Source organism: Citricoccus nitrophenolicus (genome assembly GCF_047305825.1).
GTDB lineage: Bacteria > Actinomycetota > Actinomycetes > Actinomycetales > Micrococcaceae > Citricoccus > Citricoccus nitrophenolicus.
In genome coordinates this window covers 614,900-637,917 of sequence record NZ_CP063070.1, presented here as the reverse complement: position 1 = coordinate 637,917, position 23,018 = coordinate 614,900, and the positions used below count along the sequence as shown (strand labels likewise).

General features: G+C 66.1%; 18 protein-coding genes and 3 rRNA genes. 20 read left to right on the top strand and 1 reads right to left on the bottom strand.

Annotated elements, in window-relative coordinates:
* The first annotated feature begins 101 nt into the window (after window positions 1–101).
* The 20 genes from tyrS (at window position 102) to IMT31_RS02825 (ending at window position 21,786) form a co-directional block, all read left to right on the top strand.
* The gene (tyrS, locus tag IMT31_RS02920; protein WP_413543699.1) at window positions 102–1,445 is read left to right on the top strand and encodes a tyrosine--tRNA ligase; all 1,344 of its coding nucleotides are present in this window, start codon (window positions 102–104) and stop codon (window positions 1,443–1,445) included.
* 639 nt (window positions 1,446–2,084) lie between these two features.
* Window positions 2,085–3,610: ribosomal RNA gene (locus IMT31_RS02915) — 16S ribosomal RNA — on the top strand.
* A gap of 367 nt (window positions 3,611–3,977) precedes the next feature.
* Window positions 3,978–4,166, top strand: a complete 189-nt coding sequence (locus IMT31_RS02910) for a hypothetical protein (protein ID WP_413543698.1) — start codon at window positions 3,978–3,980, stop codon at window positions 4,164–4,166.
* 73 nt (window positions 4,167–4,239) lie between these two features.
* Window positions 4,240–7,345: ribosomal RNA gene (locus IMT31_RS02905) — 23S ribosomal RNA — on the top strand.
* A 217-nt stretch (window positions 7,346–7,562) separates the two neighbouring features.
* Window positions 7,563–7,679: ribosomal RNA gene (rrf, locus tag IMT31_RS02900) — 5S ribosomal RNA — on the top strand.
* Together the 16S, 23S and 5S rRNA genes form the textbook arrangement of a ribosomal RNA operon.
* Before the next feature lie 173 nt (window positions 7,680–7,852).
* A complete protein-coding gene (locus IMT31_RS02895; RefSeq protein ID WP_413543697.1) occupies window positions 7,853–8,995 on the top strand; it encodes a hypothetical protein in 1,143 nt (380 codons plus the stop codon).
* Between the two features lie 3 nt (window positions 8,996–8,998).
* Window positions 8,999–9,811 carry an HAD-IIA family hydrolase gene (locus IMT31_RS02890; RefSeq protein WP_413543696.1) on the top strand — a complete coding sequence of 271 codons (813 nt, stop codon included), beginning with the start codon at window positions 8,999–9,001 and terminating at the stop codon, window positions 9,809–9,811.
* On the top strand, window positions 9,808–9,987 hold the full coding sequence (locus IMT31_RS02885) for a hypothetical protein (protein WP_345356237.1): 180 nt from the start codon (window positions 9,808–9,810) through the stop codon (window positions 9,985–9,987). The genes IMT31_RS02890 and IMT31_RS02885 overlap by 4 nt, the downstream gene beginning before the upstream one ends.
* A 38-nt stretch (window positions 9,988–10,025) precedes the next feature.
* Complete coding sequence (locus IMT31_RS02880) at window positions 10,026–10,847, top strand: TlyA family RNA methyltransferase (protein ID WP_413543695.1); 822 nt, start codon at window positions 10,026–10,028, stop codon at window positions 10,845–10,847.
* A gap of 31 nt (window positions 10,848–10,878) precedes the next feature.
* Complete coding sequence (locus tag IMT31_RS02875) at window positions 10,879–11,994, top strand: NAD kinase (protein WP_345356243.1); 1,116 nt, start codon at window positions 10,879–10,881, stop codon at window positions 11,992–11,994.
* Window positions 11,991–13,739, top strand: a complete 1,749-nt coding sequence (recN, locus tag IMT31_RS02870) for a DNA repair protein RecN (protein WP_413543694.1) — start codon at window positions 11,991–11,993, stop codon at window positions 13,737–13,739. The genes IMT31_RS02875 and recN overlap by 4 nt, the downstream gene beginning before the upstream one ends.
* A gap of 22 nt (window positions 13,740–13,761) precedes the next feature.
* Window positions 13,762–15,501: a CTP synthase gene (locus IMT31_RS02865; RefSeq protein ID WP_413543693.1), complete on the top strand. Its 1,740-nt coding sequence runs from the start codon at window positions 13,762–13,764 to the stop codon at window positions 15,499–15,501.
* Window positions 15,498–16,190, top strand: coding sequence for an NUDIX domain-containing protein (locus IMT31_RS02860; protein ID WP_413543692.1), 693 nt, complete (start codon window positions 15,498–15,500; stop codon window positions 16,188–16,190). The genes IMT31_RS02865 and IMT31_RS02860 overlap by 4 nt, the downstream gene beginning before the upstream one ends.
* Complete coding sequence (locus tag IMT31_RS02855; RefSeq protein ID WP_413543691.1) at window positions 16,187–17,263, top strand: site-specific tyrosine recombinase XerD; 1,077 nt, start codon at window positions 16,187–16,189, stop codon at window positions 17,261–17,263. The genes IMT31_RS02860 and IMT31_RS02855 overlap by 4 nt, the downstream gene beginning before the upstream one ends.
* An 81-nt stretch (window positions 17,264–17,344) precedes the next feature.
* Window positions 17,345–17,671 (top strand): DUF6507 family protein, encoded by a 327-nt coding sequence (locus IMT31_RS02850; protein ID WP_413543690.1) that lies wholly within the window; start codon window positions 17,345–17,347, stop codon window positions 17,669–17,671.
* Window positions 17,668–18,999, top strand: a complete 1,332-nt coding sequence (locus IMT31_RS02845; RefSeq protein ID WP_413543689.1) for a hypothetical protein — start codon at window positions 17,668–17,670, stop codon at window positions 18,997–18,999. Before IMT31_RS02850 ends, IMT31_RS02845 begins: the two co-directional genes overlap by 4 nt.
* Window positions 19,000–19,063: 64 nt before the next feature.
* A complete protein-coding gene (locus IMT31_RS02840; protein WP_345356264.1) occupies window positions 19,064–19,468 on the top strand; it encodes a hypothetical protein in 405 nt (134 codons plus the stop codon).
* Window positions 19,469–19,529: 61 nt separating this feature from the next.
* The gene (locus tag IMT31_RS02835; protein ID WP_345356267.1) at window positions 19,530–20,024 is read left to right on the top strand and encodes a hypothetical protein; all 495 of its coding nucleotides are present in this window, start codon (window positions 19,530–19,532) and stop codon (window positions 20,022–20,024) included.
* Window positions 20,021–20,827, top strand: coding sequence for a hypothetical protein (locus IMT31_RS02830; RefSeq protein WP_413543688.1), 807 nt, complete (start codon window positions 20,021–20,023; stop codon window positions 20,825–20,827). The genes IMT31_RS02835 and IMT31_RS02830 overlap by 4 nt, the downstream gene beginning before the upstream one ends.
* A 119-nt stretch (window positions 20,828–20,946) precedes the next feature.
* Complete coding sequence (locus IMT31_RS02825; RefSeq protein WP_413543687.1) at window positions 20,947–21,786, top strand: hypothetical protein; 840 nt, start codon at window positions 20,947–20,949, stop codon at window positions 21,784–21,786.
* A gap of 69 nt (window positions 21,787–21,855) precedes the next feature.
* Here IMT31_RS02825 and IMT31_RS02820 read toward each other — a convergent pair whose 3' ends face one another.
* On the bottom strand, window positions 21,856–23,010 hold the full coding sequence (locus IMT31_RS02820) for a bifunctional 2-methylcitrate synthase/citrate synthase (RefSeq protein WP_345356276.1): 1,155 nt from the start codon (window positions 23,008–23,010) through the stop codon (window positions 21,856–21,858).
* Between the last annotated feature and the right edge of the window lie 8 nt (window positions 23,011–23,018).

Below are 23,018 nucleotides of genomic sequence, written 5' to 3'. Positions count from 1 at the left end.
GGCGTCGGGCCCGGCCTCTTCCAGAACCCGTCTGCTGAACCCGTCTCCTGCACCCTTCCCTGATCATTCCCCCTACCGATCCTCCTGAGAGGCAGTCCATCGTGACCAGCACGTCCACCGGCCCCGCGGCCGTGAACCCGGCCCTGGCCGGGCAGTCCAACGACCCGTCCTTCGCGAACATCTGGCAGGAGCTGCAATGGCGCGGGCTCGTGCACGTCTCCACGGACGAGGAGGCACTGGAGGAACTGCTCTCCGGGGGCCCGGTGACGTACTACTGCGGCTTCGACCCGACGGCACCGTCTCTGCACCTGGGCAATCTCGTGCAGATCCTGGTGCTGCGCCGGCTCCAATTGGCCGGTCACCGTCCACTGGGACTGGTCGGCGGTTCCACCGGCCTGATCGGGGACCCGCGGCAGACCGCCGAACGGGTGCTGAATGATCGGGACACCGTCACCGAGTGGGTGGGCTACCTGCGCGGGCAGATCGAGCGATTCCTCTCCTTCGAGGGGGACAACGCTGCCCGGATGGTGAACAACCTGGACTGGACCGGCCGGCTCAGTGCCCTGGACTTCCTGCGGGACATCGGCAAGCACTTCCGCGTGGGCACCATGGTCAAGAAGGAGAACGTCGCCAAGCGCCTGAACTCGGACGAGGGCATCTCCTACACCGAGTTCTCGTACCAGGTGCTCCAGGGGATGGACTTCCTGAACCTCTACCGGGACTACGGCTGTGTGCTGCAGACCGGTGGCTCGGACCAGTGGGGCAACCTGACCTCCGGCACGGATCTGATCCGCAAGGTGGAGGGAGTCTCGGCCCATGCCATCGGCACCCCCCTGATCACCAACTCGGACGGCACCAAGTTCGGCAAGTCCGAGGGCAACGCCATCTGGCTGGATGCCCACATGTGCTCGGCCTACACCTTCTACCAGTTCTGGCTCAACACCGCGGACGCGGATGTGATCGACCGCCTGAAGGTCTTCACCTTCCTGCACCGCGAACAGATCGATGCGCTGGCCGTGAAGGTGGAGGAGGAGCCGTTCCGGCGGGAGGCGCAGAAGACCCTGGCCTGGGAGGTGACCTCCCTGGTGCACGGGGAGGGGGCCACCCACAAGGTCATCAGCGCCTCAGCCGCGTTGTTCGGTCAGGGGGACCTGGCCTCCGTGGACGAGCCGACGCTCGCGGCGGCGACCGCGGAACTCCCCGTGGCGGAACCCGGCCTGGGCGCTGGGGGACCCGTGGGCATCGTGGAGCTGCTCGTGGCCACGGGTCTCTCCGGCTCGAACTCGGAGGCCCGGCGTACCGTCCATGACGGCGGCGCCTCGGTGAACAACGTCAAGGTGACTGATGCCGAGGCCGTCTTCGGCCCCGAGGAGGCCCTCCACGGGAGGTACCTGCTGGTGCGCCGGGGCAAGAAGCACCTGGCCCTGGTGGATCTGACGGCCTGACCTGAGATCCACAGGAGACCTGCCTCACACTGTCTCGGCAGCTCCGTGGATTCCGGAGCGAAAACCCCGGAATCATGCGGAACCGAGGGGTGCAAGGGGGGTACTGCGGCCGGTTTTGCCACCGTGCGGATCCGTGTGTATAGTTCTTCAAGTCGTCAGCCGCGAAAGCGGGAAATCGGCGGCCAACCCCGAACAGAAGTCAGGCCTAGACTCTTGCGCCCATTGCGGTGTAGGTTCAAGGGCCCGAATGAAGTTCGGATCATGCAGGACAAAGCGGTCGAGCCCCATCGTGGCCGGCGTGGAGAACTGGATGAAAACAACTGAATACTCAAGGTTATGAAGACCGAGAAATCGCCGGAAACGCCGATTTGACGAGATGAAGACCGAGGGTATAAAGTTGATAACCGCAGACGAGGAAAGCCGGAAAAACGGTCCAAATATTTTGGATTAGATTCGGTGAGTAGTCATCATGTGCCTGTTGTTTGAGAACTCAATAGTGTGCCAAGTTTGTTGATGCCAATTTTTTGGAATTGGTTATGCCGCTGGTGCGCACCCCGTGTGTGCTGGTGGTTTTGCCATGGATTGAATGATGGCTGGCCTGGTTTTCCGCTGGGTTGGTTGTTGTTTCTTTAGTAATTTTTTACGGAGAGTTTGATCCTGGCTCAGGATGAACGCTGGCGGCGTGCTTAACACATGCAAGTCGAACGCTGAAGCCCCAGCTTGCTGGGGTGGATGAGTGGCGAACGGGTGAGTAACACGTGAGTAACCTTCCCTTGACTCTGGGATAAGCCCGGGAAACTGGGTCTAATACCGGATACGACCTCCTGCCGCATGGTGTGGGGGTGGAAAGATTTATCGGTTTTGGATGGACTCGCGGCCTATCAGCTTGTTGGTGAGGTAATGGCTCACCAAGGCGACGACGGGTAGCCGGCCTGAGAGGGTGACCGGCCACACTGGGACTGAGACACGGCCCAGACTCCTACGGGAGGCAGCAGTGGGGAATATTGCACAATGGGCGCAAGCCTGATGCAGCGACGCCGCGTGAGGGATGACGGCCTTCGGGTTGTAAACCTCTTTCAGTAGGGAAGAAGCGAAAGTGACGGTACCTGCAGAAGAAGCGCCGGCTAACTACGTGCCAGCAGCCGCGGTAATACGTAGGGCGCGAGCGTTATCCGGAATTATTGGGCGTAAAGAGCTCGTAGGCGGTTTGTCGCGTCTGCCGTGAAAGTCCGGGGCTTAACCCCGGATCTGCGGTGGGTACGGGCAGACTAGAGTGCAGTAGGGGAGACTGGAATTCCTGGTGTAGCGGTGAAATGCGCAGATATCAGGAGGAACACCGATGGCGAAGGCAGGTCTCTGGGCTGTTACTGACGCTGAGGAGCGAAAGCATGGGGAGCGAACAGGATTAGATACCCTGGTAGTCCATGCCGTAAACGTTGGGCACTAGGTGTGGGGGACATTCCACGTTTTCCGCGCCGCAGCTAACGCATTAAGTGCCCCGCCTGGGGAGTACGGCCGCAAGGCTAAAACTCAAAGGAATTGACGGGGGCCCGCACAAGCGGCGGAGCATGCGGATTAATTCGATGCAACGCGAAGAACCTTACCAAGGCTTGACATGTTCCCGACCGGGCCAGAGATGGTCTTTCCCCTTTGGGGCGGGTTCACAGGTGGTGCATGGTTGTCGTCAGCTCGTGTCGTGAGATGTTGGGTTAAGTCCCGCAACGAGCGCAACCCTCGTTCCATGTTGCCAGCGGGTTATGCCGGGGACTCATGGGAGACTGCCGGGGTCAACTCGGAGGAAGGTGGGGACGACGTCAAATCATCATGCCCCTTATGTCTTGGGCTTCACGCATGCTACAATGGCCGGTACAATGGGTTGCGATACTGTGAGGTGGAGCTAATCCCAAAAAGCCGGTCTCAGTTCGGATTGGGGTCTGCAACTCGACCCCATGAAGTCGGAGTCGCTAGTAATCGCAGATCAGCAACGCTGCGGTGAATACGTTCCCGGGCCTTGTACACACCGCCCGTCAAGTCACGAAAGTCGGTAACACCCGAAGCCGGTGGCCCAACCCTTGTGGGGGGAGCCGTCGAAGGTGGGACTGGCGATTGGGACTAAGTCGTAACAAGGTAGCCGTACCGGAAGGTGCGGCTGGATCACCTCCTTTCTAAGGAGCCCCTAGCCGACAGGCTCGCGGATCAATGTGTTCGTGGGTGTGTGGTTCAGGTGTAGTGCTCGTAGCGGCCCCGTTTGTGGGTCGGCGAGTTGCTCATGGGTGGAACATCAATGAATAGTGCCCTGGTCGTATCGGCTGGTGGTCTTGTAGTACTGCGCTTTGGAATGGGCGTCCTGGATGTTGTCTGGGATGTCGCGCCGGCGTGTGGAAGGAGATCATTGGTTCCGGATGTTCTGGGGTTTTGGCACACTGTTGGGTCCTGGGACAACAGGACCGATTGTCTTCTTGTTCACCGTGTGGTGGGTGAGGGGGTGGTTGTTCCGGGTTGGCTGTTGTTTGGCCTGTCCTGGTTCCGGCCATGCTGAAGCATCGTGTTGACGTGCTCTTCTCTCTTTTTTGGGGGGTTGGGTGTGTTGGTGGTGTGGAGGGTGTGGTGCGGGTTGTTGTTTGGGAACTGCATAGTGGACGCGAGCATCTTATTTTTATTGTCATCGCATACTGCCCCCTGGTGGTGTGTGGTGGCGCCGAGAATGTAGTCATCTTTTGATCCATCCGATCATGGTCTTGCCTTGGGGTGAGGGTGTGGTGGGGTGGTGCTCATTGAGGGCTTGGCCTTGTGTGGCTAAGTTTTTCAGGGCGCATGGTGGATGCCTTGGCAACAGGAGCCGATGAAGGACGTGGGAATCTGCGATAAGCCTGGGGGAGTCGATAACCGGACGTTGATCCCAGGATGTCCGAATGGGGGAACCCCGCACGACGTTGTTCGTGTGACCGCCGGTTGAACACATAGGCCGGTTGGAGGGAACGCAGGGAAGTGAAACATCTCAGTACCTGCAGGAAGAGAAAACAAAAGTGATTCCGTGAGTAGTGGCGAGCGAAAGCGGATGGGGCTAAACCGTTCACGTGTGATACCCGGCAGGGGTTGCGTGTTCGGGGTTGTGGGCCTTTTCGTGATGGTTCTGCCGGACTGTCGTGGTGAGGTGCGGGTGTATAGACGAACAGCTTTGGATGGCTGACCGTAGAGGGTGAGAGTCCCGTAGTTGTAATGCATTCCGCCGCTTAGAGAATGTGCCCGAGTAGCACGGGGCCCGAGAAATCCCGTGTGAATCTGCCAGGACCACCTGGTAAGCCTGAATACTACCTGTTGACCGATAGCGGATCAGTACCGTGAGGGAATGGTGAAAAGCACCCCGGGAGGGGAGTGAAATAGTACCTGAAACCATGTGCCTACAATCCGTCGGAGCCTGGCCCCTCTTTTGGGGGGTGTGGGTGACGGCGTGCCTTTTGAAGAATGAGCCTGCGAGTTAGTGCTGTGTCGCGAGGTTAACCCGTGTGGGGAAGCCGTAGCGAAAGCGAGTCTGAATAGGGCGTTTGAGTGGCACGGTCTAGACCCGAAGCGGAGTGATCTACCCATGGCCAGGTTGAAGCGCGTGTAAGAGCGCGTGGAGGACCGAACCCACTTCAGTTGAAAATGGAGGGGATGAGCTGTGGGTAGGGGTGAAAGGCCAATCAAACTCCGTGATAGCTGGTTCTCCCCGAAATGCATTTAGGTGCAGCGTCACGTGTTTCTTCCCGGAGGTAGAGCTACTGGATGGCAGATGGGCCCTACAAGGTTACTGACGTCAGCCAAACTCCGAATGCCGGGAAGTGAGAGCGTGGCAGTGAGACTGTGGGGGATAAGCTTCATGGTCGAGAGGGAAACAGCCCAGACCACCGGTTAAGGCCCCTAAGCGTGTGCTAAGTGGGAAAGGATGTGGAGTTGCTGTGACAACCAGGAGGTTGGCTTAGAAGCAGCCATCCTTGAAAGAGTGCGTAATAGCTCACTGGTCAAGTGATTCCGCGCCGACAATGTAGCGGGGCTCAAGCACACCGCCGAAACCGTGGCAGTCAGACTTGGTCTGGCTGGGTAGGGGAGCGTCGTGTACGAGGTGAAGCCAGGGCGTAAGCGTTGGTGGATTGTGCACGAGTGAGAATGCAGGCATGAGTAGCGAAAGACGGGTGAGAAACCCGTCCGCCGGATGACCAAGGGTTCCAGGGTCAAGCTAATCTGCCCTGGGTAAGTCGGGACCTAAGGCGAGGCCGACAGGCGTAGTCGATGGACAACGGGTTGATATTCCCGTACCGGCGAAGAACCGCCAATGCTGAGCCGGTGATACTAACCGCCCGAACCTGTCTAGACACCCTTCGGGGTGCGTGGCAGGGGAGCGCGGGACCTGAACCGGTAAGGCAAGCGTATTAACAGGTGTGACGCAGGAAGGTAGCCGGGCCAGGCAATGGAATCGACCTGGTCCAAGGGTGTAGGGTGTCCGGTTGGTAAATCCGCCGGGCGTGAAGCCTGAGACCCGATAGGACCCCACTAGGTGGGGGATCCGGTGATCCTATGCTGCCTAGAAAAGCATCGACGTGAGGTTCTAGCCGCCCGTACCCCAAACCGACACAGGTGGTCAGGTAGAGAATACTAAGGCGATCGAGAGAATCATGGTTAAGGAACTCGGCAAAATGCCCCCGTAACTTCGGGAGAAGGGGGGCCCCAACCTTGAAGGAACCACGCGTTCTGGAGGGGATCGGGGCCGCAGAGACCAGGGGGAAGCGACTGTTTATCAAAAACACAGGTCCGTGCGAAGTCGCAAGACGATGTATACGGACTGACTCCTGCCCGGTGCTGGAAGGTTAAGAGGACCTGTTAGCCGTAAGGCGAAGCGGAGAATTTAAGCCCCAGTAAACGGCGGTGGTAACTATAACCATCCTAAGGTAGCGAAATTCCTTGTCGGGTAAGTTCCGACCTGCACGAATGGAGTAACGACTTCCCCGCTGTCTCAACCGTGAACTCGGCGAAATTGCACTACGAGTAAAGATGCTCGTTACGCGCAGAAGGACGGAAAGACCCCGAGACCTTTACTATAGTTTGGTATTGGTGTTCGGTGTGGCTTGTGTAGGATAGGTGGGAGACGTTGAAGCATGGACGCTAGTTCGTGTGGAGTCATCGTTGAAATACCACTCTGGTCACTCTGGACATCTAACTTCGGCCCGTGATCCGGGTCAGGGACAGTGCCTGATGGGTAGTTTAACTGGGGCGGTTGCCTCCCAAAATGTAACGGAGGCGCCCAAAGGTTCCCTCAGCCTGGTTGGCAATCAGGTGTCGAGTGCAAGTGCACAAGGGAGCTTGACTGTGAGAGAGGCATCTCGAGCAGGGACGAAAGTCGGGACTAGTGATCCGGCGGCACCTCGTGGAAGGGCCGTCGCTCAACGGATAAAAGGTACCTCGGGGATAACAGGCTGATCTTGCCCAAGAGTCCATATCGACGGCATGGTTTGGCACCTCGATGTCGGCTCGTCGCATCCTGGGGCTGGAGTAGGTCCCAAGGGTTGGGCTGTTCGCCCATTAAAGCGGTACGCGAGCTGGGTTCAGAACGTCGTGAGACAGTTCGGTCCCTATCCTCTGCGCGCGCAGGAAATTTGAGAAGGTCTGTCCTTAGTACGAGAGGACCGGGACGGACGAACCTCTGGTATGTCAGTTGTACCGCCAGGTGCACCGCTGATTAGCTACGTTCGGGAAGGATAACCGCTGAAAGCATCTAAGCGGGAAGCCAGCTTCGAGATGAGATTTCCACACGACTTTGTCGTGGGAGGCCCCCAGCAGACCACTGGGTTGATAGGCCGGACGTGGAAGCAAGGACTAACGACTTGTGAAGCCGACCGGTACTAATAGGCCGATAACTTACACACACAAACCCAATCCCACACCTTTCAAAAGGGGTGTCGGATGGCCAGATGCGTAGCGTCCACTATGCGGTTGCGAAACAACAACCCGTGATAATCGAAGAGTGCAACAGTCGTGTTGTAACCATTTCAGGCTACCCACCACTGACACCCGTCCAAGCAGTCCACACCATTGGTGTGGGATGCAGGGGAGAGTGAGTGTTGGTGGGGTGGGTGAAAGAGTTACGGCGGTCATAGCGTGGGGGAAACGCCCGGTCCCATTCCGAACCCGGAAGCTAAGGCCCACTGCGCCGATGGTACTGCATCCGGGAGGATGTGGGAGAGTAGGACGCCGCCGGACAACCATTGAGGGAAGGGCCTCGCACTCACGTGCGAGGCCCTTCTCGTTTAACAGCGCTGACGGGCTGCTGACCCCGTCGTTCACACCAGGTCGGCTACGCTTGTGTGGCTGACGGGCGCTCGTGCCGAGAAGGCTCGCCGCGTCGTTGTCTCAACTGTAGAGAGGATCTCCGGATGTCCGAGAACCAGGACCGGCGTGGCTCGTCGGATCGACCCCGCCGTCAGAACAGCGCGCGACCGGACCGGGCTTCCGGCCAACGCCGGCGCGGTGGTTCGAGTGGCGGCGCGGACTCCGGACGCTCCGGTGGGGCCGGCCGTTCCTCCTCGGGAGGCGGTCAGCGGCAGGACCGCCGCGGCGTGCGGCACAATGGTGGACCACGGCGGGATGATCGTCCGTCGGTGCACAATCCCAGTGATCTGCGCAGTGCAAACCGTCCGGACCGCGCCAAGTCCCCGGAGATCGATGATGACATCACCGGCAAGGAGCTGGACCGTGCCACGAGCCGTGAGCTGGACTCCCTGGACGAGCGCAACCGCCCCTGGGTGGCTCGTCACCTGGTGATGGCCGGCCGCCTGCTGGACATCGATCCGCAGCTGGCCTTCGAGCATGCGCTGGCGGCGAGCCGGCGAGGTGGGCGTCTGGGCTGCGTTCGTGAGGCCGTGGGGCTGACGGCGTACGGGGCCGGTGAGTACGCCGAGGCGTTGCGTGAGTTCAGGACCTATCGCCGCATCACGGGGGACAACACCCACGTTCCGGAGATGGTGGACAGCGAACGGGCTCTGGGCCGTCATGAGAAGGCCCTGGAGCTGGCTGGTGAGGTGGACCATGCCAGCCTGGACAAGGCCATCCGGGCGGAGCTGGTGATGGTCCTCTCCGGTATCCACCGGGATCTGGGAGATCCGGAGGCCGCGTTGGCGGTCCTACGGGTTCCCGAGCTGGACCGCAACCGTGGATTCTCCTTCAGCCCACGGCTGTTCCGTGCCTATGCCGATGCTCTCGAGGAGTCGGGCCGCCACGAGGAGGCCTCGGCGTGGCAACGCCAGGCTGTGGTGGCGGAGCGTGCCTTGGGTACGGGTGACTTCGAGGAGCCGGAGATCGTCGACTTCGGCGTGGATGACGAGGCGGATTCGCCGAGGCCGGAACGGCGGCCCCGGGCCCGGGACCTCGTTCCGCCGGCTTCCGCGATCGATGAGGTCGCAGGTGAGTCATCTGCCCTGGCCAAGGAGGATCTGAAGTCCATGGACACCCTGGAGGCTCCAGTCGGGGAACATGGGGAACACGGGGAACACGGCGAGCCGGGCCCCCAGGACCACTGAACCATGGTGAACCCGGTCTTCTTCGGCGGCCACGACGCCGTCCTCTGCGACCTCGACGGGGTTGTCTATGCCGGCGATGAGCCCATCGTGGGTGCGGTTGAGACCCTCCGGGAACTGGGAGGGCGTGGGATCGGCGTGGCCTATGTGACCAACAACGCCTCTCGGTCCCCGCAGCAGGTGGCTGGGCATCTGCGCGGCTTCGGACTCGATGTCTCGGCCGGACAGGTCTTCGGGTCCGCCACCGCCGGTGTGGACCTGCTGACGGAGGTGCTGGGCGTCTCGGATCGGCCGGCGAAGGTGCTGGTGGTGGGTTCGGAGTTCCTGCGCGCCGAGGTGGAGCGCTACGGCCATCAGGTGGTTGCGAACGCAGCAGAGCGTCCTGACGCGGTGATCCAGGGATTCGATCCGGCAGTGTCCTGGTGGGACCTGGCCCAGGCCTCCTACGCCATCAGCGCAGGCGCGGAGTGGATCGCCACGAACACCGATCTCACCATCCCCCGGGCCGAGGGGATCGCACCCGGCAACGGTGCCCTGGTGGAGGCAGTCTCACGCGCCACGGGGGCCCGGCCCCGTGCGGCTGGCAAACCCGAGCCCCTGCTGTTCCTGCAGGCGGCCCGGGCATTGGGCGCCCGCAACCCACTCGTGGTGGGGGACCGGTTGGACACGGACATTCTCGGCGGCAATCGGGCGGGCTTCGGCACGGCTCTCGTGCTCACCGGGGTGGACACCGCGGCCACCGCTGCGGAGGCCGCACCCGAGCAGCGTCCCACCTGGGTCATCGAGACCCTCCCGGCTCTGGGAGGTGAGCCTCGGTGACCGAGCAGCCGGACGCGACCGGCCCCACCGGTGACCCAACCGCCGATGAGATCCTCCGCGGACTCCAGGACCTCGAGGAGGCCAGCCCGGAGGAGGAGATCGAGGCCTACGGCGCGGCCCTGGACTCTCTGGCCCAACTGCTGGAGGACCAGCCACGGCTACCGGGGCTCTTGTGAGCGGCGGTCAGGCCGGGGGAGTCGCCAGTCGTCTCGACGTGGCTCTCGCCCAGCGTGGACTGGCACGGTCCCGCAGTGAGGCGGCGGGACTCATCGCCGGCGGCGAGGTGACCGTCAATGGCACCACCGTGACCAAGTCCGCCTTCCGGTGCCTTCCGGCGGATCGGGTCGCATTGCGCGGTTCGGGACCTCGGTATGTCTCCCGGGCCGGGCACAAGCTGGCCGGAGCGCTGGAGGTGTTTGCCGACGTCGTGCCCTCGGGGCGGCGGTGCCTGGACGCCGGTGCCTCCACCGGGGGGTTCACCGATGTCCTGCTCCAGGCCGGTGCCGAGCGGGTGCTGGCCGTTGACGTGGGCCATGACCAGCTCGTGGACAGTCTCCGCCTGGAGCCCCGTGTGGAGGTGCATGAGGGCTGCAACGTCCGGGACCTGGACGCCGAACACCTCGGGGGGCCGGTGGACCTCGTGGTCTCGGACCTCTCCTTCATCTCACTACGCCTGGTGCTCGCCCCGCTGGCCGGTGTCTGCCGGCCCGGTGCGGACCTGTTGCTGATGGTGAAACCCCAGTTCGAGGTCGGGAGGCAGGCGCTGCCCAAGACCGGTGTGGTGCTGGACCCCCGAGCACGACGCCGGGCGGTGACCGGGGTGCTCGACGCCACACTGGCCGCGGGGCTGAGGCCTCGCGGGATCGCCCGATCGCCGCTGCCCGGTCAGGACGGCAACGTGGAGTTCTTCCTCTGGCTGGATCGCCCGACGGGGACAGAGACAGAGGCAGGTGCGGAGACAGGGACGGCGGCCGTGGACAGCCCCCGGCCGGACGGGGCCGCCTGGCTGGACGGGCACCCTGTGGACTGGACCTGAACCGGAGTTGACGGTGGGTATCCTTGAGGCCATGCCCCGCAAAATCCTGGTTCTCGCCCACACCGGACGCGAAGACGCCATCCGGGCAGCCGTCCACACCTGCACTGCGCTGCAGGAGTCCGGGCTGGTCCCGGTGCTGCTGGACAGTGACGTGGATTCCATCCGTGAGGCTGTGCGGCTGGGGGTGGTGCCACCACTCGGCTCGGCCCCGGAGAGCCTGGGCCTGGACTGCGCGCTCTCCGAGGTCAGCCTCGGGGTGGTGCTCGGCGGGGACGGGTCCGTGCTGCGCGCCGCCGAACTGGTGCGGGACTCCGGGCTGCCCCTGCTGGCGGTCAACCTGGGGCACGTCGGATTCCTCGCGGAGTCCGAGCGTACCGACCTCAGCCGCACCGTCCAGGCCGTCGTGGCGCAGGACTACGAGGTCGAGGAGCGGATGGCCATCGACGTCCGGGTGTTCCAGGGCGAGGAGCTCGTGGCCCGCACCTGGGCGCTCAACGAGGCCAGCGTGGAGAAGTCCAACCGCGAGCGGATGCTCGAGGTGGTCACCGCCGTGGACGGCAGTCCGATCTCCACGTACGGCTGTGACGGGGTGGTCATGGCGACCCCCACGGGATCCACGGCCTACGCCTTCTCCGCCGGCGGGCCCGTGGTGTGGCCGGAGGTCCAGGCGATGCTGATGGTGCCCATCAGCGCCCATGCCCTGTTCGCCAAGCCCTTGGTCGTGGCCCCGGATTCCGTGCTCACCGTGGAGGTGCTGCCGCGCACCAACGAGCCGGGGGTGCTGTGGTGCGACGGCCGAAGGACCGTTGACCTGCCCCTCGGCTCCCGCGTGGAGGTCACCCGGTCGGCGCAGCCGGTGCGCATCGCAAGGCTGTCCCGCACACCGTTCTCCGAGCGGCTGGTGCGCAAGTTCAACCTGCCCACCAAGGGCTGGCGCGGGCCCATCACCGCCCAGGACCACGCCGAGGCCGCGGCGCGGGAGTCCCGCTCCGCTGCCCGCAGGATGGCCGCGGACCCCTCCTCGAGCGGGGGGGTCTCGGTGGTGGAACCCCACCACCTGGCCCCACGGCCGGGGGTGGTGCCGCCGGCCACCGCTGCGATGCCCGTGGTCCCGCGCGAGCCTCGAGAGGACGGTACGGAGGAATGATCGAGTACCTGTCCATCAACGGACTGGGCGTCATCGGCGATGCCACCGTGGAGCTGGATCCCGGCTTCACCGTGGTGACCGGCGAGACCGGCGCTGGCAAGACCATGGTGGTGACCGCGCTGAACCTGCTGCTCGGCGCCCGCGCGGACGCCGGGGCGGTCCGGCACGGCGCATCCCGGGCCACCGTGGAGGCCGGGTTCCGGCTCTCCCGCTCCAACGCCGCCCTCGGCCTGGCAGCCGAGGCCGGGGCCGTTGTGGATGACGATGAGGAGGAGGCGCCCGGGGCCACGGGTGCGGAGTCGGCACTGGTGGTCACCCGGTCGGTGGGTGCCTCCGGGTCTTCGGGGCGGTCTCGGGCCTCTGCCGGTGGCCGGGGTGTCCCCGTCGCCCTGTTGGGTGAGCTGGGCGAGCACCTGGTGGCGGTCCACGGGCAGACCGATCAGTTGCGCCTGAAGTCACCGGCCGCCCAGCGCCACGCCCTGGACTCCTTCGCCGGTGCCGCCATGGCCGAGGCGCTGACCGCGTACCGCCGCGACTATGACGCGTGGAGGCAGTCTGCCGCCGAACTGGCAGAGATCACCACGCACGAGCAGGACCGTGCCCGCGAGGCCGAGAACCTGCAGCGCTCGCTCGAGGAGATCGACACCGCGGCACCCGAGGACGGAGAGGACCTGGCGGTGAGGGCCATGATCGCCCGGCTCGAGAATGTCGAGGAGCTCCGGGCCGCCGCCTTGGGGGCCCACGCCCACCTGGCCGGCGCAGACGTGGCGGACGCGGTGGAGGTTCCCGCTGCCGAGGCCCTCCTCGAGTCAGCCCGTCAGTCGCTGCTCCAGGCGCCTGGCCAGGACGAGGACCTGGCCGGGATGGCCCGTCGCCTGGCCGAGGTGGGGATCCTGCTGGCGGATGTCTCCGGGGACCTGGCCGGGTACGCGGCGCGGCTGGATGACGATGCCGCTGCCGACCTGGACACGGCACAGTCCAGGCTGGCCGAGCTCACGCGACTGATGCGCCTCTACGGCCCCGAACTCACGGACGTGATCGCCTGGGCCGAGACCCACCGGCCACGGTTGGAGGAGCTGCAGGATGACTCCGGGCGGATCGACGAGCTGACCACCGAGGTGTCCCGGCTCGAGCAGCAGGTCCTGGCCGGGGCCTCTGAACTGACCCGGCTGCGCCAGTCGGCTGCGGCCCAGTTGTCCGGGCTGGTCAGCGAGGAGTTGCACGCCCTGTCCATGCCGGACGCCTCCTTCCACGCGACGGTCTCCACCGGTGGGGAACCCGGGCCCCATGGGGCAGATGAGATCCGACTGCTGCTCCAGCCCCATGCCGGGGCCGAGCCCCGGCCGCTGGGCAAGGGGGCCTCCGGTGGTGAGCTGTCCCGCGTCATGCTGGCCCTGGAGGTGGTACTGGCCGCCACCGACCCCGTGCCCACCTTCGTGTTCGACGAGGTCGACGCAGGAGTGGGTGGCGAGGCCGCTGTGCAGATCGGACGCCGGCTCGCCCGGTTGGCCCGCCACGTGCAGGTGATCGTGGTGACCCACCTGCCCCAGGTGGCGGCGTTCGCCGACCGGCATGTGAAGGTCACCAAGGACTCGGACCGTGAGGCGGGCTTCACCAGCTCGGACGTGGCGAGCCTGCACGGCGAGGACCGTGTGGGAGAACTGGCCAGGATGCTTGCCGGACGATCCGGTTCAGGCGCCGCGCGGGACCACGCACGGGAGCTGCTCGAGGCCTCGCACGCCTGAACAAGCCTGAACTCCTGAACGGGTGCTACGATCGAACTCCGTGGTGCAAAGAACTTCTCGTTTCCAGAAATCGCCCAACGCGACCCGCCAGATCTTCGTGACCGGTGGCGTGGCCTCATCCCTCGGAAAGGGCCTGACGGCATCGTCCCTGGGCCATCTGCTCCGGGCCCGCGGACTCTCCGTGACCATGCAGAAGCTGGACCCGTATCTGAACGTGGATCCCGGCACCATGAACCCCTTCCAGCACGGCGAGGTCTTCGTCACCGAGGACGGGGCGGAGACGGACCTCGATCTGGGCCACTACGAGCGGTTCCTGGACGAGGACCTCGACGGGCTGAACAACGTCACCACCGGTCAGGTCTACTCGACCGTCATCGAGAAGGAACGGCGCGGGGACTACCTGGGGGACACGGTCCAGGTCATCCCGCACATCACGGATGAGATCAAGCGCCGGATGCGCCTGCCCGCCACGTGGGGCGGAAGCCTGGACCAGCCGGGTACGCGGACGCCGGCCCGCACCGCGCCGGACGTCATCATCACCGAGATCGGCGGCACGGTCGGAGACATCGAGTCCCAGCCGTTCCTGGAGGCGGCCCGCCAGGTGCGCCAGGACATCGGCCGGGACAACGTCTTCTTCGTCCATGTCTCTCTGGTGCCCTACATCGGCCCCTCGCACGAGCTGAAGACCAAGCCCACCCAGCACTCCGTGGCGGCCCTGCGCTCCATCGGCATCCAGCCGGACGCCATCGTCATCCGCTCGGACCGCGAGGTGCCCCAGGACGTCCGGGACAAGATCGCCCGGATGTGTGACGTGGACACGGACGCCGTCATCAACTGCGCCGATGCCCCGTCGATCTATGACATCCCGAAGATCATCCACGCCCAGGGCCTCGACGCCTACGTGGTGCAGGCCCTGGACCTGAAGTTCAAGGACGTCGACTGGTCCACGTGGGACCGCCTGATCGAGGTGGTCCACCACCCGGCCCATGAGGTGGAGATCGCCCTGGTGGGCAAGTACATCGACCTGCCGGACTCCTACCTCTCCGTGACGGAGGCACTGCGGGCCGGAGGCTTCGGCAACGACGCCCGGGTGAACCTGCGCTGGGTCGCCTCGGACGAATGTGAGACGGCCCAGGGGGCGCGCCGGGCGCTGGACGGCGTGGACGCGATCTGTGTGCCCGGCGGCTTCGGGGTGCGTGGCCTGGACGGCAAGATCGGTGCCCTGCGCCACGTCCGGGAGAACGGCATCCCTGCCCTGGGACTGTGCCTGGGCCTGCAGACCATGGTCATGGAGTATGCCCGGAACGTTCTGGGCCTGGCGGACGCCTCCTCCACGGAGTTCGAGCCGGACACGGACCACCCGGTGATCGCGACCATGGCGGAGCAGGAGCAGATCGTCGCCGGCGACGGGGACCTCGGTGGAACCATGCGCCTGGGGTCCTACCCCGCCACGCTGCTGGAGGGCTCCGTGGTGGCGGAGGCCTACGGGACCACCTCGGTGACCGAGCGGCACCGTCATCGCTACGAGGTCAACAACGAGTACCGGGAGCGTCTCGAGGAGGCGGGACTGGTCATCTCCGGCACCTCCCCGGACGGCACCCTCGTGGAGTTCGTGGAGCTTCCGCGCCAGAGCCACCCGTATTACGTCTCCACGCAGGCGCACCCGGAGTTCAAGTCCCGCCCCACCGCCCCGCACCCGCTGTTCGCCGGATTGGTGGCCGCCGCGCTGGACCGCCGGGCCGCCAGCCCGGGCACCCCATGACGTTCCCCCCGGAGCAGTCCGTCACCCCGCCGGCTCCCTACACCGAGCACCGCGGCGGCGTGGTGGCCGATGTGCCCGCACCCCGTCCCGCGGTGGAGACCGAGACGGCGTTCTCGGGTGCGGTCTGGGATGTCACGCGCGAGTCCTTCCGGATGACGCCGGGCGCTCCCGAACTGCTGGTCCGGGAACTCATCCGGCATCCCGGGGCCGTCGCCGTGGTGGCCCTGGACGGCGAGGACCGGGTCAGGCTGATCCGGCAGTACCGTCATCCGGTGGGGGAGGAACTCTGGGAGATCCCCGCGGGACTGCTGGACGTGCCGGGAGAATCACTCGTGGACGCCGCACGCCGGGAACTGGCCGAGGAGACCGATCTGCTGGCCGAGCGGTGGGAGGTGCTGAGCGACTTCTACACCACTCCCGGCTCCTCCTCGGAGGGGATCCGCGTGTTCCTGGCCCGTGGTCTCTCCGAGGTCCCGGCCGCCGAACGCCACGAGCGCACCGGCGAGGAGGCCGGCATGCCGCAGGCCTGGGTCCCCCTCGACGAGGCCGTGCAGGCGGTGCTCGCCGGACGCCTGCGCAACCCCTCCCTGGTGGTGGGATTGCTGGCCCTGACCGCGTACCGGACACAGCCGGATACGGCGCTCCGGCCGGCGGATGCCCCCTGGCACGGCCGTTCCGCGGCCACATGAGCGCCGGCACGGGCACTGGCGCGACGGGAGAGGCTCCGCGGTCCCTGCGGCGCCCGGCGGAGGCCTACCTGGACCATCTCGCCGTGGAACGGGGCATGTCCGTGAACACCCTGGCCGCGTACCGCCGGGACGTGCACCGCTACCTGGGCTGGTTGACGTCCCAGGGGGTGGCCGAACCGGCGCAGGTCACCCGTCATCACGTGACGGGCTTCCTCCAGGCCCTGGGCACCGGGGCGGACGGCGGGCACCCCCTGGCTCCGCGGTCCGCGGCACGGACCATCGTGGCCGTGCGCGGGATGCACCGGTTCTGGACGCTGGAGCAGCTCACCGCGACTGATCCGGCCCAGGACGTCACCCCGCCGCGCCCCGCCCAGGAACTGCCCAAGGCCATCCGGGTGGAGCAGGTGACGGCCCTGCTGGAGGCCGTCCCCACGGACACCGCGGCCGGGCTGCGGGACCGGGCCCTGCTCGAGTTCCTCTACGCCACCGGGGCGAGGATCTCCGAGGCCATCGGCCTGGACGTGGATGATGTGATCGGGGCCGTCCGCAGTCCAGCGGGAGATCCTGCCGGGGATCCAGTCGGAGGTCCGGGGAGCGCATCCGGTGCCGAGCCGGGGGACGGGGAGGCCACCGGGCAGCGGGAGCCGGGCCCCGCCGTCGTGCGCCTGTTCGGCAAGGGTTCCAAGGAGCGGGTGGTGCCATTGGGCTCCTACGCGGCCGCGGCCCTGGAGGCCTGGCTGGTCCGTGGCCGGCCCGCACTGTCCGCTCGGTCCGGCGCCGGGGGACCGGCGCTGTTCCTGAACCAGCGCGGCGGCCGGCTGTCCCGCCAGTCCGCCTGGAGCATCCTGAAAGACGCCGCCGGGAGGGCAGGACTGGACGTGGAGGTCTCGCCGCACACCCTGCGTCACTCCTTCGCCACGCACCTGCTGGAGGGAGGGGCGGATGTCCGCGTGGTGCAGGAACTGCTGGGCCACGCCTCGGTCACCACCACACAGGTCTACACCCTCGTCACGGCGGACACCCTGCGCGAGGTCTACGCCGCAGCCCACCCGCGGGCCCAGAACAGGCACTGACCGCAGTCCTCACAGACGCCCGGATGTCGTTAGGCTGGACAGCGATCCTTTGACCCATCGACACGGTGAGCGACGAAGACCATGACCTTTGAACTGGATTACGGTGACTCCAGTGCAGCCGTGACGAGCACCGCCGGCACGGCGGAGGACCTGCGCGGTGACTTCCAGGCGGGCCACCAGGCCGCCGGGGAGGTAGCGGACACCCTGACCAACAGCCCGGTGGTGGCCGGCGCCCTGACGTCCCTGCGGGGTGAGGTGCTGTACTCCTTTGACAGCGTGATCGGTTCGTCGACCCGGCACAACATCTCGGCCACGGGCCAGGCCCTGGAGATCTACCGCGAGGGTGACGAGGAGATGTTCGACCGGGCCGCCTCGCAGGAGGTCGATGCGGAAGGGACCCGGCCGTGAGCGGACTGTTCACCGTCGTCGACCTGGACGACCCCGAGGCCATCCGGACGGCGGCCAGCACGATGGCCACCGAGTACGCGTCCGTGGAGACGACCATGGGCACCATCTCCACCCAGTGGTCGCCCCTGGAGATCAGCTACGACGCCGCCGGTGCCGAGACCGTCCACACGGCCATGAAGACGCCCGTGGACCTGTCCTCCGAACTCACCACCGCTGCCTCCTCGGCCAAGCTCGCACTGCAGACGTATGCGGACACGCTGGACGATCTCTCGACGACCCGGACCACTCTGTTGGCGGACATCGAGGACTTCAACCTCAACTCGGGGACTCGATACGAGGACGACCGGGCCGGCAGGGAGGAGGCCATCGCGGATCTGCAGGGACGGTGTCAGCTGCTGGCCGAGGCCAAGGACGAGGCACAGAACACCTGCGCCACGGCGCTGTCCGGGATCGATGCTCCCGACGGTTCCGACCGTGGATCGCAGCTGCCTCTGCACCTCGCCGCCGCCCGTGAGGCTGAAGGGGTGGAGGGTTACGATCCGGCACTGAACTCCTGGTTGTCCTCCTTTGGGGTGACCCCCTCGGAGGCCCTGGCACCGGGGCTCGCCTGGACGCTGTGGGGGATGAGCCACGCGATCACCGGAGTCTCCATGGCCGGTTCCATCCAACGGCACCGGCTGGGGCGGTTCGCGCCGCGGCAGAACTGGCTGCCGAAGCCCCTGCGCAGCCTGTCCGGTCGAGGGGCGAACGCCCGTTCCCTCGTGGGACGGACCTTCGGGTGGGATCCGCGGAACGTGTCCCACGGCGGGCGGTACGTCAAGGCCACCGTGCCGGGGTCCACCGCCCTGGGCCGGATGGCCGCCCGAACCAACAGCTCCAACTACCAGGCCAAGCCACACCAAGCCACCCGTTATGCCCGGTGGGGCCGGGTGGGCCGGGTGGCGGGTCCCGTGGGCGCTGTCATCTCCGGTGTGGGAGCCGGGGCCGGTCAGTGGAGCCAGGACCAGCAGAACCACCCGGAGATGCGGACCGCAGAACGCGTCGGGCGCACGGCGACAGTGGGCGCCACCGTCGGTGGGGGTGCCCTGGCGGGGGCCGCCATCGGGGCCTCCATCGGTTCGGTCGTGCCCGGTGTGGGAACGGTCATCGGTGGGATAGCCGGCGGTATCATCGGCGGGGTCGCCGGCTCGGAGTTGGGTAAGGTCGTGGGAGACGCGATCAAGGAGCCCATCGGCAAGGCCACCCAGGCCGTGACGGACGCGGTGAGTGACGGGGCGGGCAAGATCGCAGAAGGCGCAGGAAAGGCCTGGAAATCGGTCTTCGGCTGACGGTCGGATGGGCCGAACGGGCCACCCTTGCAGGGTGGCAGATGGAAGGTGCAGGAAGATGGGCATGATGGCCGGACTGGCGGGGATGGCGTTGGCCCTCGCATGCCTCTGGTGGTCCTGGTATTACCCGGCCCGTCTCGTGGACGCCGACTGGTATGGGACCTGGATGTCGAGGCTGTTCCTCTATCTCATCCCCTCCTTCGCGCTCCTGGGTCTCTGGGTGGCCATCGACTCGTTCCTGGACGGCATCGGACTGCCGATGCCCGCGGGGTTGTTCGATGGCGGGGCGGTGCTCCTCTTCCTGACACTGCTCCTCGGCATTGCCGGCGCGGCCGGTGTGCCGTGGCCGGCGCCGTGGGCTCCGGCCTGGATGAGGGAGCGCCGTGCCCGCGCGGTCCTCGACCGACGGTCACGGGCAGCTGCCGGTCGGCGGAGCCGCGATGAGGGTCGGCGAGCCGAGAACGGCTGACGGTACCTCGAGCACATATCGCCATCAACTGTTCCCTCCGACCGACTCCTGTGAGGAACCCATGGACACCACGGAACACCTGGACCTGCCATCTCTTGCCCTCCGGTTGGAGCTTCCGACGGGCTGGAGGATCGACGACTCCGGCCTGTCCCAGGGCACCCTCATCGTGTGGGACCCGGTGGACTGGACGGGCGGGTTCCAGGCCAACCTGGTGCTCACGCAGGCAGCGCTGACGGCGAATACCACCACGGACCTGTCCCGGATGCTGGTCGAGCAACAGGCGGTGGAACCAGTCCTTGCCGGAGAGCTGCAGGACTATCGCGTCCTCCACCTCGGCGCCGACGCCATGGGGCGACCATCCCTACCCGCCGTTCACCGGCTCTCGATCTACACCACCGCACCCGGAGTGCCTGTCACCATGGCGCAATGGCTCGCTCGGAGCGGGGGCCTGGAGACCACCCTGACCTTCACGTTCCCGACTGCCGACTCGGGCCTGGGGATCGATGGCGCCCGTGGTCTGGCCGCACAACTGGAGTGGACGGGGATGAGCGCGTGAGCGAGCAGATACACGTGGTGGACCTGGACACAGTCCACCTGGAGAACCTCGGCGAGGCGCTCGGACCCTTCGACGGCGACCGGTCCGGTGCGGTGGTGGAGATCGTGGACCGCCAGGGCCGGGCCGTGGTGCACGGGGGCCAGCCGGCCCATGAATTCGATGAACTCTGCCGCAGTGTCATCGAGGCCCAGGGAATGATGGTGATCACGATCACCGAGACCGCCACCACGGTCCGGTCCGGTCGGCTCCTGGATACGCCGGGAGAAGACCCGGGAACCTCGGCCTTCGTGTGGTTCAGCCGTTATGGGATCCTCACGGCCCGCCCCCTGGACGGGGGATATCGGCTGGAATTGGAACGTGCCGGCGGGATCTATCGGTTCCTCGTGGACCTCCTGGGCTTCGGTCCCCGGCCGGAACCGACCCAGGAGCTCCGTCTGGAGGTGTCCCGCCCGGTGATGCAGGGGGTGACGCTGGAGGACTCCCAGAGCACGGAGGGGCGCGCGGCGAGGGAGTCCCTGGCGGGTCTGCTGGATGCTGCCTGGCCCGAGGTGGCCACCGATCTCCGTGGCGGCCGGTGCCGTGAGATCACGGCTGCCCTGCAGTTCAACGGCGCCCGTGGACTCGCGGAGTTCGGGACGTGGTATCTCGATACCCCGAGCGGGTTGTTGGTCCACCAGCAGGAGCAGCGGACGATGCGCAGGAACCGCGACCTGTTGGTGTCCACCCCCGCCTGGCAACTCTGGGCGGAATTGCTGGCCACCTTGCCGCAGGCCGACGACGTGGAGTCCTGGCTCCTCGGTTGACGGCGCGATGATCCGGCCGGTGAGCCGATGACGATTCCACAACATCGGCGCGGACGGTCGTGACAGGGCGGGTGCCCGATGGTCTGATGGAGGCTATCCGAACGGGAGGCCAGGGCACCATGACCAGGACCAGCACCACCAGTGGAACCCGCACCACCAGGAGAGTCACCGTGCCTCGACTGGTCCCGGGGAATCGGCGTCGGGTGGGTGCGGTGACGAGCGTGGGGCTGATCGTCGTACTGGTCCTCACCGGCTGCGGGATGGGTAACGGCTCCGATCCCTCGGAGCCGCCGTCCGGCAGCGGGTCCGGTGAGCCGAGCAGGGGTCCCACCCAGTCCTACACCTCCGAGTCGGGGGTCTTCACCTGGACTTTCCCCGAGACCTGGACCGCGAATCAGGAGGACTACAACGAGGACTCCCTGGACTATGTGGGCGTTCCCTACGAGGTGGTGTTGTTCCAGGGCCCCGAAGGGATCGTGGAGTACCGGACCACCACCGGGGTCGGTCCCACGGACAACGACGGTCCCAAGCCGAGGGTGGTGGAGGTCCTGGAGACCGAGGAGCTGCCGGAGGTCCCCGTCAACGAGGCCGAGGGGGCTGTGGGGTCGGGGCCGGTCTGGTACCGGGCCTCCCTCTACGGGGCCGGCGAGGACCACCCGGTTCCGGAGAGCTTCGAGGGTGGGGAGCTCCTGCTGTCCGTGCAGGTGGTCAACATCGATGAGGACCTCGATCCCGAGGCCACGGACCACTCCCACTGGTCCTCCTGGTTCTATGGGCAGCCGGCTGTGGACGGCAACAGCGAGGGCCCGGCCACCTTCCTCTCCGGCAGTGTCACCCAGGACTCGGCCGAGGCCGTGACCGGTCTCGAGGGTGAGGAGGCGATGCGGGCCTTCCTCGCGACCGAGGAGTACGGCCAGTTGAAGTCCGTGGCCACGTCCATGGAGGTGGACACCCCCTGAGCCAGCACACACAGCAGGGGACGACGACGCCCGATGAGTGCCGTCGTCGTCCCCTGGACCCGTCCCGGTTCAGGCGCCGGGGAGGTGCCGTTCGTCCGGTCCGTTGTACGCGGACAGCGGGCGGATCAGTGAGTTGGACGCGCGCTGCTCCATGATGTGCGCCGTCCAGCCGGTGATGCGGGCGGCGATGAACAGCGGGGTGAACAACTCGGTGTCAAAGCCCATCAGGTGGTAGGTGGGCCCCGCCGGGTAGTCGAGGTTCGGCTTGATCTGCTTGGCCTCGTCCATGGCCTGCTCCAGCCCGTTGTAGAGCCCGAGGACCTCGTGGCGGCCGAAGTGCTCGATCATGGCATCGAGCGCCTTCTTCATGGTCGGTACCCGGGAGTCACCGTGCTTGTAGACGCGGTGGCCGAAGCCCATGACCTTCTTCTTGGCGGCCAGGGCGTCCTCCATCCAGGCCTTCGCCCGGTCCTTGGCCTCCTCCTGCGACTCCTCCGGCCGGATGCCGATCTCATCGAAGGTGTGCATGACGGCCTCATTGGCGCCGCCGTGCAGGGAGCCCTTGAGCGCACCGATCGCCCCGGTCACGGCCGAGTGCAGGTCCGCCAGCGTGGAGGTGATCACGCGGGCCGTGAACGTGGAGGCGTTGAAGGAGTGCTCGGCGTACAGCACCATGGACACCCGGAAGGCGTCCACCACGGCGGCGTCCGCCTCCTCGCCGAAGGTCATCCAGAGGAAGTTCTGGGAGTAGTCCAGATCGTCCCGGGGGGCCACCGGCTCAGTGGGGCCACCGGCCGTGCGTCGGCGCTGCTCATAGGCGACGACGGCGGGCAACTGGGCGAACAGGGTCGTCGCCTTCTCCATCTCGGCCTCCGGGGAGGCGTCCTCCGACTTCGGGTGCTGAGCGCCCAGGATGGACACGGCGGTGCGCACGGAGTCCATCGGGTGGCAGGTCACCGGCAACAGGTCCAGTGCGGTCTTCACGTCCTCGCTCAGGGCACGGTGCGCCCGCTCGTGTGCGGTGAACTCCGCCAGCTGGGCATCCGTGGGGAGCTCGCCGTTCAACAGCAGGAAGGCCACGGCCTCGAAGGGCAGGGATGCCGCCAGCTCCTGGACGGGATACCCGCGGTACAGCAGGGAGTTGGTCTCGGGATTGACCTTGGAGACGGCGGTGTGGTCCGCCACCACCCCGGCGAGTCCCTTCTTGATCTCCGTATCAGTCATGGGGGTGT

Coding starts and splice junctions, on each gene's coding strand:
- IMT31_RS02835 (WP_345356267.1), top strand. CDS start 19,530: ATGGACACCACGGAACACCTGGACCTGCCATCTCTTGCCCTCCGGTTG.
- IMT31_RS02875 (WP_345356243.1), top strand. CDS start 10,879: ATGCCCCGCAAAATCCTGGTTCTCGCCCACACCGGACGCGAAGACGCC.
- IMT31_RS02890 (WP_413543696.1), top strand. CDS start 8,999: ATGGTGAACCCGGTCTTCTTCGGCGGCCACGACGCCGTCCTCTGCGAC.
- IMT31_RS02910 (WP_413543698.1), top strand. CDS start 3,978: ATGCTGAAGCATCGTGTTGACGTGCTCTTCTCTCTTTTTTGGGGGGTT.
- IMT31_RS02860 (WP_413543692.1), top strand. CDS start 15,498: ATGACGTTCCCCCCGGAGCAGTCCGTCACCCCGCCGGCTCCCTACACC.
- IMT31_RS02820 (WP_345356276.1), bottom strand. CDS start 23,010: ATGACTGATACGGAGATCAAGAAGGGACTCGCCGGGGTGGTGGCGGAC.
- recN (WP_413543694.1), top strand. CDS start 11,991: ATGATCGAGTACCTGTCCATCAACGGACTGGGCGTCATCGGCGATGCC.
- IMT31_RS02855 (WP_413543691.1), top strand. CDS start 16,187: ATGAGCGCCGGCACGGGCACTGGCGCGACGGGAGAGGCTCCGCGGTCC.
- IMT31_RS02840 (WP_345356264.1), top strand. CDS start 19,064: ATGATGGCCGGACTGGCGGGGATGGCGTTGGCCCTCGCATGCCTCTGG.
- IMT31_RS02895 (WP_413543697.1), top strand. CDS start 7,853: ATGTCCGAGAACCAGGACCGGCGTGGCTCGTCGGATCGACCCCGCCGT.
- IMT31_RS02850 (WP_413543690.1), top strand. CDS start 17,345: ATGACCTTTGAACTGGATTACGGTGACTCCAGTGCAGCCGTGACGAGC.
- IMT31_RS02825 (WP_413543687.1), top strand. CDS start 20,947: ATGACCAGGACCAGCACCACCAGTGGAACCCGCACCACCAGGAGAGTC.